At 58.2% G+C, this 17,930-nt stretch carries 19 protein-coding genes and 3 pseudogenes; 10 read left to right on the top strand and 12 right to left on the bottom strand.

What is annotated here, in order from left to right:
• Positions 1-70: 70 nt before the first annotated feature.
• The 5 genes and pseudogenes from ATY29_RS27330 to ATY29_RS38555 all read right to left on the bottom strand — a co-directional run.
• Positions 71-313: a hypothetical protein gene (locus tag ATY29_RS27330; protein ID WP_244597457.1), complete on the bottom strand. Its 243-nt coding sequence runs from the start codon at positions 311-313 to the stop codon at positions 71-73.
• Between the two features lie 120 nt (positions 314-433).
• Complete coding sequence (locus ATY29_RS27325) at positions 434-1,195, bottom strand: N-acyl homoserine lactonase family protein (RefSeq protein WP_004674371.1); 762 nt, start codon at positions 1,193-1,195, stop codon at positions 434-436.
• Positions 1,192-1,476, bottom strand: a complete 285-nt coding sequence (locus ATY29_RS38370; protein ID WP_040111703.1) for a (2Fe-2S)-binding protein — start codon at positions 1,474-1,476, stop codon at positions 1,192-1,194. The genes ATY29_RS27325 and ATY29_RS38370 overlap by 4 nt, the downstream gene beginning before the upstream one ends.
• A gap of 186 nt (positions 1,477-1,662) precedes the next feature.
• Complete coding sequence (locus ATY29_RS27315; protein WP_237353339.1) at positions 1,663-2,268, bottom strand: FAD binding domain-containing protein; 606 nt, start codon at positions 2,266-2,268, stop codon at positions 1,663-1,665.
• A gap of 242 nt (positions 2,269-2,510) precedes the next feature.
• Positions 2,511-2,684 (bottom strand): annotated as a pseudogene (locus ATY29_RS38555) (transposase domain-containing protein); the annotation flags it as partial.
• Positions 2,685-2,879: 195 nt separating this feature from the next.
• Between ATY29_RS38555 and ATY29_RS27305 the strand changes: the two are divergent.
• From ATY29_RS27305 to ATY29_RS38635, 5 genes and pseudogenes are all read left to right on the top strand, one after another.
• Positions 2,880-3,347 carry an avidin/streptavidin family protein gene (locus ATY29_RS27305; RefSeq protein ID WP_004674376.1) on the top strand — a complete coding sequence of 156 codons (468 nt, stop codon included), beginning with the start codon at positions 2,880-2,882 and terminating at the stop codon, positions 3,345-3,347.
• A gap of 224 nt (positions 3,348-3,571) precedes the next feature.
• A pseudogene (gene tnpB / locus ATY29_RS38550) lies at positions 3,572-3,799 on the top strand (IS66 family insertion sequence element accessory protein TnpB); the annotation flags it as partial.
• A 326-nt stretch (positions 3,800-4,125) separates the two neighbouring features.
• Positions 4,126-4,413, top strand: a complete 288-nt coding sequence (locus ATY29_RS27290; protein ID WP_008534161.1) for a hypothetical protein — start codon at positions 4,126-4,128, stop codon at positions 4,411-4,413.
• 357 nt (positions 4,414-4,770) lie between these two features.
• The gene (locus ATY29_RS38640; protein ID WP_011053307.1) at positions 4,771-5,127 is read left to right on the top strand and encodes an IS66 family transposase zinc-finger binding domain-containing protein; all 357 of its coding nucleotides are present in this window, start codon (positions 4,771-4,773) and stop codon (positions 5,125-5,127) included.
• The gene (locus ATY29_RS38635; protein WP_512700505.1) at positions 5,066-5,239 is read left to right on the top strand and encodes a hypothetical protein; all 174 of its coding nucleotides are present in this window, start codon (positions 5,066-5,068) and stop codon (positions 5,237-5,239) included. Before ATY29_RS38640 ends, ATY29_RS38635 begins: the two co-directional genes overlap by 62 nt.
• Here the strand turns inward: ATY29_RS38635 and ATY29_RS27280 are convergent.
• The 5 genes from ATY29_RS27280 to ATY29_RS27265 form a co-directional block, all read right to left on the bottom strand.
• Positions 5,206-5,598, bottom strand: coding sequence for a hypothetical protein (locus ATY29_RS27280; protein ID WP_004674379.1), 393 nt, complete (start codon positions 5,596-5,598; stop codon positions 5,206-5,208). The genes ATY29_RS38635 and ATY29_RS27280 overlap by 34 nt on opposite strands.
• A gap of 26 nt (positions 5,599-5,624) precedes the next feature.
• Positions 5,625-7,574, bottom strand: a complete 1,950-nt coding sequence (locus ATY29_RS27275) for a multicopper oxidase family protein (protein WP_018446454.1) — start codon at positions 7,572-7,574, stop codon at positions 5,625-5,627.
• Positions 7,575-8,054: 480 nt separating this feature from the next.
• Positions 8,055-8,177 (bottom strand): hypothetical protein, encoded by a 123-nt coding sequence (locus ATY29_RS38215; RefSeq protein ID WP_009982859.1) that lies wholly within the window; start codon positions 8,175-8,177, stop codon positions 8,055-8,057.
• 22 nt (positions 8,178-8,199) lie between these two features.
• Positions 8,200-8,925, bottom strand: a complete 726-nt coding sequence (locus ATY29_RS27270) for a RibD family protein (RefSeq protein ID WP_225881321.1) — start codon at positions 8,923-8,925, stop codon at positions 8,200-8,202.
• Positions 8,926-8,932: 7 nt separating this feature from the next.
• Entirely contained in the window at positions 8,933-9,784 is an 852-nt protein-coding gene (locus ATY29_RS27265; RefSeq protein ID WP_009991591.1) for an SDR family NAD(P)-dependent oxidoreductase, read from the bottom strand.
• A 467-nt stretch (positions 9,785-10,251) separates the two neighbouring features.
• Between ATY29_RS27265 and ATY29_RS27260 the strand changes: the two genes are divergently transcribed.
• The 4 genes from ATY29_RS27260 (at position 10,252) to ATY29_RS27245 (ending at position 14,183) form a co-directional block, all read left to right on the top strand.
• Positions 10,252-11,034, top strand: a complete 783-nt coding sequence (locus tag ATY29_RS27260; RefSeq protein ID WP_011053310.1) for an SDR family NAD(P)-dependent oxidoreductase — start codon at positions 10,252-10,254, stop codon at positions 11,032-11,034.
• A gap of 11 nt (positions 11,035-11,045) precedes the next feature.
• On the top strand, positions 11,046-11,993 hold the full coding sequence (locus ATY29_RS27255) for an SDR family oxidoreductase (protein ID WP_004674385.1): 948 nt from the start codon (positions 11,046-11,048) through the stop codon (positions 11,991-11,993).
• 131 nt (positions 11,994-12,124) lie between these two features.
• Positions 12,125-13,030, top strand: coding sequence for a LysR family transcriptional regulator (locus ATY29_RS27250; protein ID WP_040111704.1), 906 nt, complete (start codon positions 12,125-12,127; stop codon positions 13,028-13,030).
• Between the two features lie 286 nt (positions 13,031-13,316).
• Positions 13,317-14,183 carry an ISAs1 family transposase gene (locus ATY29_RS27245; RefSeq protein ID WP_237358368.1) on the top strand — a complete coding sequence of 289 codons (867 nt, stop codon included), beginning with the start codon at positions 13,317-13,319 and terminating at the stop codon, positions 14,181-14,183.
• Between the two features lie 409 nt (positions 14,184-14,592).
• On the opposite strand, the pseudogene ATY29_RS37905 reads toward ATY29_RS27245, so the two are convergent.
• A pseudogene (locus ATY29_RS37905) lies at positions 14,593-14,773 on the bottom strand (hypothetical protein); the annotation flags it as partial.
• 468 nt (positions 14,774-15,241) lie between these two features.
• Between ATY29_RS37905 and ATY29_RS27230 the strand changes: the two are divergent.
• On the top strand, positions 15,242-17,686 hold the full coding sequence (locus ATY29_RS27230; RefSeq protein WP_004674391.1) for a beta-glucosidase: 2,445 nt from the start codon (positions 15,242-15,244) through the stop codon (positions 17,684-17,686).
• Between the two features lie 12 nt (positions 17,687-17,698).
• Here the strand turns inward: ATY29_RS27230 and ATY29_RS37330 are convergent.
• A partial coding sequence (locus ATY29_RS37330) for a hypothetical protein (RefSeq protein ID WP_207797763.1) occupies positions 17,699-17,930 on the bottom strand: 232 nt, incomplete at its 5' end.

Here is a 17,930-nt window from a genome sequence, read left to right as displayed (position 1 = left end):
CGCAAAGCCGATCACCCGCTACAGCGCAACGAGAAGCGCGCGGGCGCTCGGCTTTACTCCCTACCGTCACCTACGCCACGTACTGGGACACGATCCGATAGAACGGCCACCTTTTCCCGCGTGCAAGTGGCCATATGGGGGTGGCGTAATAACCAGGCATACGCGAGGTCGGTATGGCAGGTTTGATCTCTCCTTCCAGGTCGCTCGCGTTATAGATCGCGACGACGCCGGGCACCGAGAACGCATCGCCGACATCGATGTTCAGGATTCGGGCATGTGGCTGGTCGGAGCGTCGCAATGCGATATGCAACATACCGCGGCGCCATGTCATCGACATACTGACCAACACCCGTCAGCAGACGTGGATCTTCGGTGCGCTTGTCCCGCTTGCCGACAAGTTTGAGCCGCAGCTCGACGGAATGGTCCTGCTGGCTCATTCGTAGAACTCCACACCCTTTCGCAACTCTTGCCATTGCGCGTCGTCGTGGCCGAAAATGATAGAAGCTCCCCGCTCCCGAAGAGCTTTCAGGCGAGCGAGTGCCTCTGCGGCGAGTTCGATGTTCCAAGTATTTCTCGGAGCGATACCGGTGTCGACGCTCGCCTGGAGCGGGGCAGCATCTGAAGCGAGTATAAATGAACCATCTTTTTCCAGCTCGACACGGGCGACGGTCATTCCGGGGGTATGACCCGGCATGGGCAGCAAGACGATGCGCCCGTCGCCAAAGACGTCATGCTCGGCATTGAAGGTCTGGAAACCCTGGGGCTGGTCCCATTCTCCTCGAAGATAGCCTTGATTTTCTGCACCGCTTGCCGTGGCGGCCTGCGCCTCCGCTTCGTGGCAGAGGATCGTTGCGCGCCGAAAGTACGCGTTGCAGCCGCAATGATCGGGATGCAGATGTGAACAGATCACAACATCTATGTCCTCGGGATCGAGAGCAAGAGTCTTCAACTGATGAACGACCGTCCGCTCTGGCGAAAAGATCGGGGTCATAACCTTGCTTAACCCACCCCATCGCGCGCCTGGATCGATGGCGGCCTCTGGATTGCATCCGCTATCGAACAGCGCGTTGCCTTGGGGATGGCGCATCAGGGTGGCGTGAACCGGCAATTCAATCGCTTCTTCCTTCAGCGCCCCAGGGACGTAGATGGACCGGCGCATACGAAGGCGGCCGGCCTCGAGAAAATGCATCTTCATCTTAAAGGTCCTCTCTTGCTAGCCAGTTCGCGGACGGCGTTGACGATGTTTTCATAGCCCGTACAACGACAGATGTTTCCTGAGAGCGCTTCCCTGATCTTATCATCGGTTTCCAGCGGATGGTGGCGAAGAAGGTCGATGATCGCCAACGATGAAACTGGGCCTACAAATTGGCATTGCAGGCCATGATGCTGGCGGAACGCTTCTTGGATTCGTCCGAGTATCGACGCTTCCCTGGCCATGGTTTCGATTTCGCTTCCGTCTGCCTGCACTGCAAGCATCAGACAGGAGCGTGCGCTCCTTCCATCGAGAATGACGGTGCAGGCACCGCAAACGCCATGTTCGCACCCGACATGGGTTCCGGTCAGGCAAAGGATCCTGGCGCAGGAAGTGGCTCAGCAGCGTTCGTGCTTCGATCGTGCGCGTCATATACGCTTCGTTGACGCTGACGGTGATCGTCTTCTCACTCATCTTGCTTGAAGCCTTTCGTGGTTCGCGCGGCTCCAGGCGGCGCGACGGGCCCGTTTGGCAAGGACGCCTGAGAGATGCCTGCGGTAATCTGCAGAGGCATGGATATCCGTGTTGGGCGTGAGGATTCCAGCCAGGCGATCCGCCACCGTATCGAGAGCCGGCTCGGAAACATCCGTCCCCTCGATGATGCCCTCGATCTCTTCAAGCCGCAGCGGGGTTTCACCAACGCCCATCATGCCAACGCGAACGTCAGACGCCCTGCCATCTACACAATGCAGCGTCGTCGCAAAGCAAGCGAGTGCGAAGTCCCCGTGGCGTTTTGCAAACTCCTCAAATCCCCATCCGGCATCCGGTCTCATCGCGTCGAGCTCGACGCGAATTACAAACTCGTCCGGTTCCAACGAGTTGACCAGCGATCCGACAAAAAAATCGGCTGCAGGTATTTCGCGTCTGCCGCGCTGAGAGGAGGCGATGACCGTCCCACCGAGGAACCGTGTCATCATCGGCATCTCGGTCGCTGGATCCGCATGCGCGACGCTGCCGCCGAAGGTGCCGCGGTTGCGCACGGTCATATGGGTGACGTGATGCATCGCCTCATGCACGATCGGCAAGTGTTGGCGGATGATCGGGTCTGTCGCGGTCAAGTGATGGCGTACCGTCGGCGCCGATTCTCACCCGATCTCCGTGCAGTTCGATCCGATCTCCATGAACCGACGTTACTACGCGCGGCGCCCAAAATCCCGCGGCCCTGCTCGGATGGATACGATCTCTCTGAGCAGTTCGAGGTTCTCGCCGGTCATGGTGGCCACGTCTTCGATCGTGCAGATATGCATCGAACGAGCCATCAGGCGGCCTTTTGCGCAGTGGAGACCGTCGGAAGCATATTCCACGGCAACAGGTCTTCAAGCCTATCTACCGGTTAATCTTTGATCTGGGTTAGGACGTCCGTGAGGTAGCTCTCGGGGTTGCGGCCATGCAGTTTGTCCGTTCCAATGATGGTCAAGATATTAGCGTTGCGCTATCCCGTTCGTAATTTGCATCGTGTAAGTCTTCACTCCTGATGCTCGTTCTCGGGCCGCGCCACGCAACGCGCGGCCCGTCTTTCGGTTTTCTCAACCCGGGAAATTGCTACTCGGATTGATTGATTATTACGAGTTTATATGCAACCTTCGGTACGATCGCCGACGGTCGGCGCACATCAGGAGGAAAAACCATGATCCGTACTAATGCAGTTGCAGCACTTGTGTTTGCTGTAGCAACCTCAGCTCTTGCTTTCGATGCAAGCAACTTCAAGGATTTTTCAAGCATCGCATCGGCTTCCAGCAGTTGGCAGAACCAGTCCGGCTCGACGATGATCATTCAAGTCGACTCGTTCGGAAATGTCTCCGGCCAATATGTAAACAGAGCCCAGGGCACCGGATGCCAGAACTCGCCCTATCCGCTAACAGGAAGGGTAAACGGGACGTTCATCGCATTTTCGGTCGGCTGGAACAATTCGACGGAGAACTGCAATTCCGCAACCGGATGGACCGGCTACGCACAGGTCAACGGCAACAACACTGAGATAGTCACGAGCTGGAACCTCGCTTACGAAGGCGGCTCCGGTCCGGCCATTGAGCAAGGACAAGACACTTTCCAGTACGTGCCGACGACTGAGAACAAAAGCCTCTTGAAGGATTAATCTCCTCTGCCCTGCCGGCGCTGGCCCGTCAGAGATTGTGGAGCAAGAATTCATCGAATATGGCCAAAGGCTTAGACGAAGCTGCTTTCCCTGCCGAATAAAAGCGCCGCGTGCTCGTCCGCGCGGCGCAAATCCTTATTTGATGAGTTCAATGCGGCCAAAACGGCAAGCTTTCCGGACAAAAGTAAGCATCCGAGGATGCGCCGCCTTGGGGCAAACGCGGCGATCTGATCAAGGTCGTTTGGCACGATGGCCAGGGGGCCTGCCTGTTCACGAAAAAATTGGAGCGAGGAAGGTTTATCTAGCGTGACGGCCAGGGCGCTTGTCTGTTCACGAAGAAGCTGGAGCGCGGCCGCTTCATCTGGCCGTCAGCCGCTGACGGCACGGTGGTGATCACACCGGCGCAGCTCGGTTATCTGCTCGAAGGTCTACAGAAATATCCCTGCTTGTGAGTCTGACGAATCATCACCGGACAAGATCGGGGTGCTGGATCCGAGCCATCCGTTATTTGGACGCTCCTTTAATGTGATGCGTGAGGTGGGACGTAGAGGCGGCAACTTCGCGCCGTCGTATGAGGTTGAACATCGTGGTGGATCGACCTTGCTGATACCCGTGTCTGCGACACAGGGATATGTCGAAGCCTGAAATACTGACGCGCGAAGGACACCATTCGCCCAATTGTGAGGAGAAGGTTTTGCCAATCACTGTGCAACGCCTCCGCCTTGCAGCGGGCATCTAGGTAAAGGCACAGCGCAACAGATGGACACACGAACCTAGTTTGCTCAGCGCCGTACAACTTGCCGCCAGGCTCGATATTCCCGTCAATTGGATTTACGTTCAAATCAGGCGGAAGCGCCTGCTCATCGACCAGCAATCAACCGGAGCATATTTGTTCCAAAATTCCCCAGCGGTCGTCAACGCGGTTCGCGACCTTCGCAACCGTACCATTCATCAACTCGATCTGAGAATCATTCAGCCTCACCAGGAGGGGCATCAACATGCGTTGTCGCTGGAGGGAATTGACTGGCGCGCACGGCAGGAAACCTGGCGCCCCAGCCGGGTTTGACTCAATTTTTGCATTGAGATTGTTGAGAAATCTGATTCAATGTCGTTATGACATTGCCGCCGCTTACCCTGCCATCGGACCTTGCCAGCGCTCATCCGGCGCTGCTGGCCGAACGTGTTGCGCGGCTGCAAGCTGAGGCGGACGCGGCCAACGCGAAGGCGCGGCTGTCGAGCATTGAGGCGCTCAACGTGCATTTGCAGTTGCTGATCGGCAAGCTGGAGCGCGAGAAGCACGGGCCGCGCCGCGAGCGCACGCAGCGGCTGATCGATCAGTTGGAATTTGCAGCTCGAAGAGCTCGTGGCGTAGGCCGCCGAGGACGAACTGAGCGTCCAAGAGGCCGCGGCCAGAACGCAGTCCGTGCGCGCCTTCGCCCGCAAGCGTCCAGTGCGCAAGGCGTCGCCCAAAGACGTCGAGCGCGCACGCATCGTCATCGAAGCGCCGACGGCATGTGCCTGCTGTGGCGGCTCGCGGCTGTCGAAGCTGGGCGAGGATGTGACGGAAACGCTGGAGGATATCCCGCGCCGATTCAAGGTGATCGAGACGGTGCGCGAGAAATTTACCTGCCGCGATTGCGAGGCGATCAGTCAGGCTCCCGCACCGTTCCATGCGACGCCCGCGCGGCTTCATCGGCCCTCAGTTGCTGGCGACGATCGTGTTCGACAAGTTCGGGCAGCACATCCCGCTGAACCGCCAGAGCACGCGGTTCAAATGTGAGGCATCGGTCCGTCGACCCAGACCCTGGCCGGTGAATGTTGATCCGAATGTCTTCGAGCTGCGGCAAATGCTGGAGCATCACTGTCGCACGGCATACCAGGAGGCAACGTAGCCGGCTGCGGCGACCCCATGCGAATGCGGGACGTCGCGGACGATGCTACCGACAATGGCGTCCCTTTGATCGACGCCATTCGGCCAGTTCGGCACGATGTAGCCGCGATAGCTGTAGATCCAGGTCTCGCCGGCCACATCGCCCTTTCCAGTGAATTGCAGCTCGACAGGGTCTCCCGGACGCACCGTACCGGTCAATTCCAGCGACCACCCGGGCCCACCAATGGTTCCGCCGACCTTGCGCCGAGCCAACTCGGTCAGCACCAGCGTTCCCTGGCCAAATTCCAGTGCATTGAAATCAACCGATAAATCGGGATTGTTGATCAGGCTGCGATAACTCCAAGTGCCAGTGAAGCTCATAGTTCCTCCCAATGGCGATCGACGCCCTAATGATGGCCGGAAACGGTGCCACCCTGGCCGTCCGGCAGGGTGATCCTGATGTTCTGCATCATGCCCTGGTCCTCATGATCGAGGATGTGGCAATGCAGAACGAACTCGCCGATATAGCGCTGGTAGTGCGTCCGCACGGTGATCGTGTAGCGCGCCGACGGATCGGTGCCGGGATTCTTGATCCACAGCGTGTCCTTCCAGACATTTTTCAAGCCTGGATATTGCGGATCGCCGTCGTCATCGGCGCCAAGCGCGCTGACATCGTTGCCGGCCGCATCGACAATTTTGATGATCTGAAACGGATTGACATGGATATGGAATGGGTGGCTGACGAAATCCGAGCGGAGCGTCCATTCGTCGACTCCGCTCAGCGGCAACGTCCGGTCGATGCGGTTGGGATCATAAGGTTTGCCGTCAACCTCGAAGAAGGTGGCACCCGGCTGTTTCACATCGATGTTAAACACCAGTTGCTGCTCGCCGGTGACCTCGCCCGCGTCGATGTCCGGATGGGGAATAAAGCTTGAGAGCGACATCTCGTTCTTGAGGTCATCGATAACCTTGCCGGCGACATTCTGTGACATCGTGCGCTCAGCCGCCGAAATCAGCCAATCCTGCAGATAGGTGCCGATCTCGCCATTGACGGCATGGCCGCCTACTGCAGTGACTATGCCGAGAAGCCGTCGGCTTGGAGCCTCCTGGTTGACGCTGGCCGCTGCCGGTGCGGCGCCATCGATGATGCAGTAGTCACCCGCTCCTGGCAACACCACCAGCGCGTCAACGCGGTAGCCCGGTTGCAGGATCGCTTGCTGCCGCATCTGCACCTGCGCCATTGTCAGCCCGTCCTGGGCCACCACCCCATACGGAATAGTATCCTTGCCGCAATTCTGATCGATCCATCTGTCGGTGTCCGCTGCCGCAAGCGTGCGGAACGCGGTCGTCCCGGTCTTGCGCCGGATTTCGAAATTGATGGTGTCGCGAACCCCGGCGTGTATCATCCGCCACCGCTCGACCGAGCCAGCCTCCGCTAATGCCAACTGACCAAGCACCTGGCCGTTGACGCTGGTGAAGCGGCCCGAAGCCGGCCAACTGCCAGGTCCGAACTGATCGTAGCTTTCGATGCCGCCCACCTGTCCTGGCTGGCAATCATAAGTGATGTCGCCATTGTTATCGGTGCAAGCATATTGAATCTGCTGTAGCACCAAAACCCGTTCGGCGATATCGGAGCCGCCCGGCTGCTTCAATAGGCGGTCGATATCGCCAGTCTCGGTCGGTGTCGGCATGCGATCGCCACGGATGATCAACGCCCCGGACATGCCACTCGACACCTGCAATGCGGTTGATCCGTGTAGGTGTGGGTGATACCAGAAGGTGCCGGCGGGATGCTCAACGGCGATGTTGTATTCATATTGGAACGAAACGCCGGGACGGATTGAGATCAGCACATTATCGCCATTGCCAGACGGATTTACCCAGAGACCGTGCGAATGCAGGTTGGTACCGTTGAAGCAATGGGGGGTATTGGCACTGCCACCGCCGATGCCGCAGGTGGAATCCTGAGGGAACAGGTTGTGAAGCGTTACCCGCACCGTCTGACCGGGCCGTAGATCGATGGTCGGTCCAACCAATGGCGTGTCGGCACCGGATAAGCCGGTCTGGCGGGCGTCTTGATAGCCGCGCAGTTTAACGTGGTCGTAGCGCGCCGTGGCCGGATTGTAGATCTGTCGGTCGAGATAGGTAGCGTTCATATCGAGCAGAACCTCGCCCGGAAATGTCTCCCGGCTTTGTTCGAAGGTTTTCAGCATCCCCTGGGATTTTGTGATAGGTTGCAGCATATAGGCCAGGGGGTTAGTCACGGCCCTGGCCTCTTGAGCGACTGCGAATAGCGCATGGGTGACCGAAAAAACGCTCGCCATACCGAAGATCGCAATTTTGTCAGACACAGACAAACAACCCTCCCAAACCTCTGCCCGGAGTTTTGTTCTCCCCGGGTCGAACCGCATCCACAAAGTTCTACTGCGTCACCATGCGTTCACCTGCAATTCGACTTTGACTCGCGCGCTTTCTCGGGAGAAGACAGCTGCCGCCGCGCGACGAGAAAGTTTCAAGACTCATGCCACTCTGGCCGGATCGAGCCTCAGAAGGAATCTTGTGCCTATGCTTCAAGGACTTCCACGAGAGCGCGGTAGGAAGTCGGGCGGAACAGCACCATGGCGCGCACCTGACAAACCTGACAGCAGGTGTAGTAGGCCCGACATTTTTGTGGGGAGCATCGTTACGTGCGGCAATACGCGTCTCACCTTGTTTGTTTGTCGAGCTGCACTCGAGCAACGCCTTGACGCTCATATCGCGGTCACCGCCGCGGGCATTAATGTCGGCGTCACATACCGTTCATCACACCGCCTAATCGGAGAGACACCACGGGCAGACTACGCCAGTTCTTCCGGCTCTCTGCGCTGCGCGATGATCTCGAAACAAGGTTGCTTGCTCAGGAGTATCGCGCCCTGCTCCTCGACGATCATTTCGACGACGGCAGGAGGGAGCCCTTCCACAATCTTCTCCTATGGACGTCTCTTATGGACGTCCAACGCGATATCTCAGATGCACGGAGCCGAGGCCAGCGGCTTCGGCGCTGATAAACGTGAGCCTCGCCCTGCCGGCAAGCCCATCCTCGCCGCCCTCGAATATGGCCGGTGTATTCGACTTGCCTCCGATCGCAGGGAAGATGACCAGGCTGACCTCGTCAACAAGACCCGCCTTCAAGAAATGGCCATTGGTTTGCGCCCCGCCTTCCAGCATCAAGCGCTTCACACCGAACTCGGTTCCAAGAAGGTCAAGCGCGTTTTTCAGATCGACGCCATCTTTCTCCGAGACGATATAGGAAACGCCAGCCTGGGTGAGGCCCGCCAGGTAAGCATCATCCACGTCAGATCCTGTCAGGACCACAAGGTGAGCTCCCTCAATGTCGCTCTTGTCCCAGCGTAGCCGACCGTCCTTATCCACGATGACAGCGAACTCGCCGGCGTCCGGGTTGGCGATATGGATCGGTCGCGCGGCTGTGCCGGTTGCTTGATAGGGGCGGTCGACGGCGTCCGCGAACTCTTCTCCCGTCGCTCTTCCCGAAAGCCAGGCGTCGGCACCGATCTTCTCATGCAGGCCGTCATAGATCTTCACGAGCTCATCGACCGAATGGCCGGTTGCCTCGGCCCAATCATTGACGATCAATCGGCCATCCAGCGGCGACATCATGTGACAGATTACATAGGGTCTGGGCATTGGATTACTCTCCTCTACAAACATTCCACCGTCAGTGACCTGACTTCAACCAGGCTGCGAATTTATCCATCCAGTCGGGGTGCCAGCGTGAAAGCGCCGGCCGGTTCAGGATCATGTCGTCGGCCGCCCAGCGGATCCTTCTGGCATCGATCGCAGACGTAACCGCGTTATCCGGACAGATGATGTAAAAATTCTCGTCGAGCAGACGGACCAGGAAGTATTCCACCAGTTGCTCTGCGGTCCATGCCTCATCGGGTTTCGCAATGCCCTGCGGCTTGAGTGCGATGTTCATGGGTGTCCACGTGTAGCCAGGGACGAGGAGATGAGCCGAAACACGACCTCCCGTCTCCTTCAGAAGCTCGTGCGACAGCTGTTCGGTCAGGACTTTGACAGCTGCCTTTGCCACCGAATATGCGGCGTTACCTGGAGGAGTCGTAATACCTTCCTTGGAGCCGAGGTTGACAACGGCCGACTGGCGACCGGCTTCGATCATGTAGGGCACGAAGACGTGTTGCGCGGCCAGAACACCTCCGAAGTTTACATCGATCTGGCGTCGCCACTTTGCAGGATTGTCCCAAGGGCCGGCTCCTTGCGTTATGCCCGCGTTGTTTACTAGGACGGCCACGTCGCCAAACCGCGAAATCGTTTCGTCCCGCAACCTGGTCAGTGCCGACAAATCTGATACGTCGCCGCTCACGATCAGGATGTCCGTGTCGAGTGTCGAAGTAACATCCTCAAGTGCGTCGGCGTCGAGATCCAGCAGCGCGAGCTTCATGCCGCGGGCCGCGAGAGCCCTCGCGATTGCCAAGCCGATGCCCTTCGCAGCTCCCGTGATGACCGCAACGCGGCCAGGAGCAACGACGCTGTTCATTCTCTCGCTCATTTTTTGTCTTTCCCGTCATTGGACCGTCACCGCTGGAAGGTGTGCCGGACAAGCCGTCGCCGTGGAATTTTTCTCCGAGAAGCGTGCCGGCCGATGGCACCAGCGCAGAGAAGTCCATCAACGCTACTCGGGCGCTTGGGTCGTCGGATCATATCCGCGGGCTGCGAACGACCGTTCGATCGCACTATAAGAATAGGGTAGCGCGACGGCTACTTGAAGTGAGCGGGATCGCACGCACCGATGAGCCGTGTTCACTCAAGGGCCTTCGTGACGTAGGGAATGCCTGGCCAGTTCGACCGCGGACGGGACCAAAAAGGTAACGCACTCCTGGTCCCTGCCAGATCGGTGGATGATTTTCACTCGCCGCCCCGATCAATTTTGCTCATGTAACCAATCGGCTCCACGGGCATTTGGTCACCAGCGCCTCGAGACGATCGTGGTGCTGACCAAACCAAAGGAGTGAAATCATGACAGGGAATAAACCACTCGCAATGATCACGGGCGGCTCATCTGGAATAGGCTTCGAGCTTGCCAAACAATTCGCCAAGAATGGATTCGATGTCGCCATTTCAGGCTCAAGCGACAAGGTGAACGAGGCCGCCGATGCGCTACGAAGCCTTGATGCCGAAGCATATCCGTTCAAAGCGGATGCCTCGACGTACGATGGCGTCGAGAGGTTCTGGACCTTTACGCAGGGGCTGGGGCGCCCCTTGGAAGCCGCGGCTCTGAACGTCGGTATCGGTATTGGCGGCGCCTTTGTCGATAACGATCTCGAGGATGAGCTTCGCCTGCTTGCGATCAATGTAACCGGGACCGTCCATATGGCCAAACGCGTCGTCCAACATATGGTCAAGAACGGCCGCGGCAGGATTCTCATCACCTCCTCGGTTTCGGCGACCCTGCCCACGCCATACGAAACCGTTTACGGCCCGTCGAAGGCATTCGGTTACATGTTCGCGGAATCTCTGCGCGAGGAGTTGCGCTCGACCGGGGTCACGGTGACGGCACTCCTTCCGGGCGCCACCAACAGCGACTTCCACGCGAACGCTGGAATGGGCGGTACGAAGCTCGGTGGCCAACAAAAAAACGACAAGACGCTCGTCGCCAAGCAGGGCTTCGAGGCCCTCATGAACGGCATCGACCATATCGTCGGCGGAGATCAGAAAACCAAGCGGCAGGTGTTGGAAAACCGGACGACCCCCGAGCCCGTCAAAGCCGCGCGGCAAGCCGAATTGACCCAACCGCAGTGAAGGAGCACGTCATGTCACATCTGAAAAACAAGGTCGCCATCGTCACAGGGGCTTCCTCGGGCATTGGAGCGGCGACCGCCAGAGGATTGGCGGAAAAAGGTGCGCGCGTCGTCCTTGCCGGCCGCAATGAGGAACGCCTCAGTCAGATCGTCGAAGACATCACCGGTTCGGGAGGTATTGCCAGCTACAAGGTTGCTGATGCCACGGATTTTGAGAGTACCAAGGCCCTCGTCGCGTTCGCCACAACGACGTACGGCCCGGTCGATATATTGGTCAACAATGCCGGCCTCATGCTCTTTTCCTATTGGAAGGATGCCGCCGTCGGCGATTGGAACAAGATGATCGATACCAACCTGCGTGGCTATCTGCATGCGATCGCCGCGGTGCTGCCGTCGATGTTGGAGCGCCGGTCCGGCCGCATCCTGAATATGAGCTCTATCGCCGGCGTTCATGTCGGCGAGGCGGCAGGGGTTTACGGAGCCACGAAGTTCTTCATACGCGGTATTACCGAAAGCCTCAGGAAGGAGGTGGGCGTGGGTAGCGGGATCCAAGTGTCTATGATCAGCCCTGGCGTGATCGATACCGGCTGGGCCGACAAGGTTCATGACGAGACGGGCAGAAAGATCGCCGGAGAGCTCAACAAGCAGGGTATTCCGCCGTCGTCGGTGGCTGAAGCCGTGGTCTATGCACTAGACCAGCCCCCGGAGATCACGATCAACGACATTTCGTCCATCCAACCCGGCAGGACTGGTAGCCCGCGTTTTCGAGAGCTCAGAACTAGAACCTCCGGGACTGTTAGACCGCCTCGCGGAACCAACCGGTGCCGTCTCTCGTGGCTGTGGACACGAAGATCTTCATTGCATGACGATCTAATCCCGGACGTTTTCGTTTTTCAGCGACCGGGCCATCTCCGCCGTCCTTCGCAGGATCCAACATGGATCACTAGGTCAAATTTTTGACTGCTTCCTCGGCCATCACATACCAAATACAGGGCCAGTTAAATAAGGATTGAAGGTGCCGGCCGGCCTGAAGCAAGGTCGGCGCCGGCAAGGGCGATCTTTTTCAGTACAAGTGCGAGTATCCATAACTCATGGTATCAACGCGGGCCGATCTGGCCGACCTTGAAACTTTCGTCGCGATCGCGCGTGCGGGGGGGTTCCGAAGGGCCGCCGCGCTTCGCGGCGTTTCCGGGTCTGCCCTCAGCCACTCGATCAGGGGTTTGGAGGCCCGTCTGGGCGTCCGTCTGTTTCATCGGACAAGCAGGAGCATCAGTCTCACCGCCGCCGGCGAAGTGCTGCTTGCCGAACTGGAGCCCCGTTTCCTCGGCATTCAAGCTGCGATGGATCTCCTAGACAGTTTCAGGAGCGGGCCTACGGGCAGAGTGAGAGTGACCACCCTGCGTGACGCCGCCGAGCTGCTGATCGCTCCTCGACTGCACAGTTTTCGCAAGAGCTACCCAGATGTCGAGGTCGAAGTCAGCGTCGAGGATCGCTTCATCGATATGGTCGCCGAAGGTTTTGACGCGGGCATCCGTTATGGGGGAACGGTTCCCGAGGGGATGATCGCGTCGCGTCTGACATCCGAACTCGAATGGATCGTAGTCGGTTCTCCGGCCTATCTCAACGAACGAGGGCGGCCCGCGCGGCCGGAAGATCTCTTGACGCACGAGTGCATCCGGATCCGAACCGGTACGGATCACCTCTGCAAATGGGAACTTGGCGACGGCGATCGCATGGTTTCTCTCGACGTTCCGGGACTTCTCACGCTCGGAGATTCGGAACTATCTATCCGCATGGCGGAGGAGGGAGGCGGTCTCTTTTATTGCCTGCAGGCCCGGGTCGAGGACAAACTTGCGGCCGGTTCACTCGAAGTCGTGCTGCCGGACTGGACCTCTACCGGGCCGGGTTTTCATGCATACTACGTTTCGCATCGACAGGTGCCGTCCGCTCTCCGGACGTTTCTCGACTACCTTAAGGCGCCGGTTGCGGGCGATTGAAGTGACGGCCAGACGAGACAGCTTCACCAGGCAGGAGAATCGCATATGGATGGTAAGGAGTTGTTTTGCTGAGGCAAATCGACTCAAGAACTCTCCGATAATTTGGAGGTACGGATGAAGCGATTTGCCACCTGTTTTAAAGATCTGCCCGACCCTCGGGGCGCAACACACGTCATCCGCTGATGTCGATCCTGTTCATTGCCATTGCCGCGATCGTTTGCGGCGCCGAAAGCTGCGCCGACATGGCCGATTCGGCGTTTCCAAAAAGAAGTGGCTCAAGACGATCGTGCCGCTGCCCTATGGCATCGCCGGCCATGGCACCTTCTCCACCGTTTTCCGCTGCCTCAATCAGGTTGCCTTCGAAGCCGCTTTACCGAAGCCTTTGCAAGGGGCATGGAAGGCGTGGTGGCGGTCGACGGCAAGGCGGTACGAGGCGACGCCGCTGCCCCTCGTCAAGGTCTGGGCTGCCGGTTGCGGCCTGGTCATCGGCCAACAGACCGCGCCGGGCCGCAACGAGGTCCAAGGGGCGCTCGATGCGCTTGCGCTTTTGTCGCTGGAAGGTGCCATCGTCACCGCCGATGCCCTGCATTGCCGCGCCGATACCGCTCATGCCATCCTTTCCGCCGGCGGCGACTATGCCCTGGCGTTGAAGGCCAATCAGCCCGGCCTCCTGGCACAGACGATTGCTCGTCTGGACGACGTCGAGCCACTCGGCGTCCAGACCGCCGCCGAGAATGACCATGACCGCTGCGAAAGACGCCGTGCCTGCATCGTCGCCGTCAATGACATCGACTTCCCCGGCCTGCAGGCCATCGGCTCCGTCGAGGCCACAAGCCGTCATGCCGATGGCCGTCTGACCAGCCATGTCCGCTACTTCCTGCTCTCCACCGTCATGTCGGCTGCCGCCCTGATCGAGGTAACCAGAACTCATTGGCAGATCGAAAACAAACTGCACTGGGTGCTCGACGTCCAGTTCCGCGAGGATGCCGCCAGAAACCGTAAGGATCACGGACCGGCAAACATTGCTCTGTTACGAAAGATTGCCCTCAACCTCATCCGGGCCCATCCAGATAAGGCCTCCATTCGTCGAAAGATCAAGAAGGCAGGGTGGGACGATCAGTTCCTCATCTCTATCATCGCTCATATGCGATAGCCCTGCTTCACCAGGGGAATTTGAGTGCCGGCAGAAAGCGGTCGCTCGCAGCCAGAAAAATAATTGGCAGCAAGATCGCCTGGCATCCTTTAACATGCCGAAAGCGGAAAAAAATACGTGACAGCCTCCGATCCCTCTCTGAGCCGAGGCCATCCATGATGGTAGAGAATCCGCAAGTCTTCGGCTGTCTGACACGACCAGCCGGTACGAATGCGGTACTGCCACGGCTCTCCTCCAGGCGCCCGTTTTTGATCTCTCGATATCTAAATTTGTGCAGACGAGCAGGCAAAGCTATAACGGCAGGATCAACGAATACTGGTAGCTCTCAGACAATCTGGATCGATATCAACCGGGAATGCCTGCATATGTAGGGAGGATTCAAGCACGGCGTGAGGGCGATGCAGACGGACGAGGCGGAGACGTCACGGAAACCCGAGAGCACCTGCATCACCTCGCTCGAGGTTTCCAGGCGGCCTTGTAGGAGACCCGCGGCGTAGTGCCCCGAAAACCCCACCGCGCAAATGCTGATTATGAAAGACAGTACGAAAATGATTACTCTGTAGCCGGAAACGGGACAACAGCCTGTCCATTGTGGTCGATCCTTGTCCATAGGCGGTGAAGAAACTTCATCAATCGGGATCCGCCTCCGAGGGAAGCATCGAATCATCAATGACGACACGAAAGCTGCGCGACCGAGGTTGTCTGTCAACAGATTGTCTGATAAAGCTTGCTAAGGTTCGAACTGTCTCACAAACTTGCGGAGGAATAACTCCGTAACAGAACCGGCGCTGCCGCAGCCGGCACAACTTTCACTGCTGAAATCGATTGCCGCGATGTTCCTTGTTTTCAATGGAAAGCGGTGACCGCATCTCGGCTATGTGAAGGCTTCGAACATGTCGTCGTCCTCGCGACGGCGGGACGCGACGCCTTGATGAACAAACGGGCGTCCTTTTTATGGATGGACGGCTCCATGGCGCCGAGATCACCAGCTTCCCCGATATGCATCTTGAGATGTTGATCTGGGACAGGTAAGTATTGAGATTCAAGAAGCAGAGAAGATGATTGATAAGAAAGCATTGCTCGATAATATGACCTTGGCGGAGCAGGTCTCGCTACTTTCCGGCGATACGTTCTGGTCTTTACCGCCCATCGACCGCCTAGGGATAGGGAGATTGCGCTTGACCGACGGCCCCAACGGCGCCCGCGGGGCGGGGTCTTTTGTCGGAGGTGTGACTGCAGCGGCTTTCCCGGTGGGCATCGCCATCGGAGCGAGTTGGAACCCGGATCTAGCCAAGGAAATCGGCAGTGCCCTAGGTGACGAGGTTCTTTCAAAAGGTGCCCACGTCTCGTTAGCCCCCACCGTTAACATCCAGCGTAGCGTCACAAACGGCCGCAACTTTGAGTGCTTCTCTGAGGATCCGATCCTGACGGCGGAACTTGCAGTCGGCTATATCGAAGGTCTGCAGTCCACGAAAGTCGGTGCCACGATAAAACATTTCGTCGGCAACGAGTCCGAGATTGAACGTACAACCATCTCTTCAGATATCGATGAACGCACGCTGCGCGAAGTCTACCTGATACCCTTTGAGACGGCGGTGAAGCGGGCAAAGGTCTGGGCCGTGATGTCTTCGTATAACAAGCTAAACGGTACTTACACGGCGGAAAGCCATTGGCTGTTGAACGAGGTTCTGCGCGGTGACTGGGGTTTTAACGGCGTGGTGATGTCGGACTGGTTCGGCTCGCGTTCGACCGCACCCACCGTGAATGCCGGGCTGGATCTGGAGATGCCGGGCCCGACTCGCGATCGCGGCTCCAAGCTACTGGCTGCGGTCGAAGGCGGCGAGGTTAGTGTCGAGACGATCCGCGCCTGTGTGCGCAATATCCTGACTTTGATGGAACGCACCGGCGCTATCAACGATCATCGCGAGTTTAAGGAGTACGCCATTGATCAACCGAAACATAGGGCATTGATCAGGCGCGCGGGAGCGGAAAGCGCAGTTCTGCTACAGAATGACGGGATCCTGCCATTGGCTCAGCAAGGTATGGTCGCCATCATTGGACCCAATGCCAAGGTCGCGCAGGTGATGGGAGGCGGCTCGGCGCAGTTGAACCCTCACTATGTCATCAGTCCGTGGCAGGGGCTGGTGGACGCGCTGGGTGAGGAGAATCTGTGCTACGCTCAGGGCTGCAACAATTATCGGTTTCAGCCGCTAATCGAAAACCCCACAACCTTCGAGTTTTTCCAAGGAAGGGAGCTAGCTGGCGAACCGGTGAAGGTCGTCGAGGAACCGTCGAGCCTTGGTGTATGGTTGCCCCCCGTGGCCGAGGGCTTTGTCGATCCCCTTCGCTTTTCGGCTAGAATGCGCACCATCTTCACAGCCTCGGAAGCCGGCGTCTATCGCGTCGGACTAACCTCGGCCGGGCTTGGCCGGGTCTATGTGGACGGCAGACTTGTGGTGGACGCTTGGGCTTCCTGGATACGTGGTACCACATTCTTTGAAGAAGGCTGCGAAGAGGTCGTGGGTGAAATCACGCTCGAAGCCGGCCGTACATACGAGGTCGTCGCCGAGTACGCCCGGCACGACCACGTCAACCTCTATATCGCCGCAATTCGGGTAGGAATAGGCAGATTTTCGGCCGAAGCGGAGATTGCCGAGGCAGCAGCCGTCGCGGCAAAGGCTGATCATGCGGTAGTCTTCGTGGGCAGAACGGGCGACTGGGATACCGAGGGCTCCGATCTTCGCGGTATTGCACTTCCCGGTCTGCAGAACCAGCTTGTTGAGGCGGTAATTGCGGCCAATCCGAACACGATCGTCGTACTACAAACCGGTGGACCGGTGGAAATGCCCTGGCTTTCCGGTGCTCGTGCAGTACTGCAATGCTGGTATCCCGGACAGGAGGCTGGCAACGCGATCGCCGATGTGCTCCTCGGCAAGGCCGAGCCCTCGGGCCGACTGGCACAGACCTTCCCCGTGCGCTGGGCTGACAACCCCACACATACTGAGGATGACGCCGTCTATCCAGGTAAGGACGGCCATGTGCGATATGACGAAGGTGTGTTCGTCGGTTATCGGCACTACGACCGCCACGGCATTAAGCCGCTGTTCCCGTTCGGTCATGGTCTCGGTTATTCAAGCTTTGCGATGTCGGACCTGACGGTAGGGCTACCAGACGCTGCCGGCGCGGTGACAGTGACACTGGAATTGACCAACATCAGCGAGCGGCCAGGTTCGGCAGTGGTGCAAATCTATGTCGGCGATGTTGAAGCATCTATACCCAGACCGGTTAAAGAGCTGAAAGCCTTCTCGAAAATTGCCCTGGAACCCGGTGAGAAACGAAGGTTGCGTTTCATACTTGACGCCCGAACATTTGCCTTCTTCGACACGACCGAGCGGCGTTGGCGGATAGAGGCGGGGGAATTTGCAGTGATGGCTGGGTTCTCGGCCACCGACATCCGTTTGAGTTTAACTGTCACGCAAAAGGGCGCTGTCTTGGCGCTCTGAATGGGCCGCAAATCAATGACCACATTGGGCAGTGGTCGAGTTCCAACGTATGCAGTTTTGGCGGTGAAGCTGGGTGAGTTGAGTGAGAGAATGCTTCAAAACCGGTACTTGGTTAATGGCATGGCGAAACACCGCCTGCGCCTCCAAAAACAGGCAATGTTTTCTGAACGATCGTAAGCGCGATTTTCCCCGCACCTTCTGCAATTGAGTGAGCTTTGGCATGAGGTGTCCACCAAAATAGGTG

This window comes from Rhizobium hidalgonense (assembly GCF_002914525.1).
Taxonomy (GTDB): domain Bacteria; phylum Pseudomonadota; class Alphaproteobacteria; order Rhizobiales; family Rhizobiaceae; genus Rhizobium; species Rhizobium hidalgonense.
This window is presented reverse-complemented; position numbering and strand designations above follow the sequence as displayed.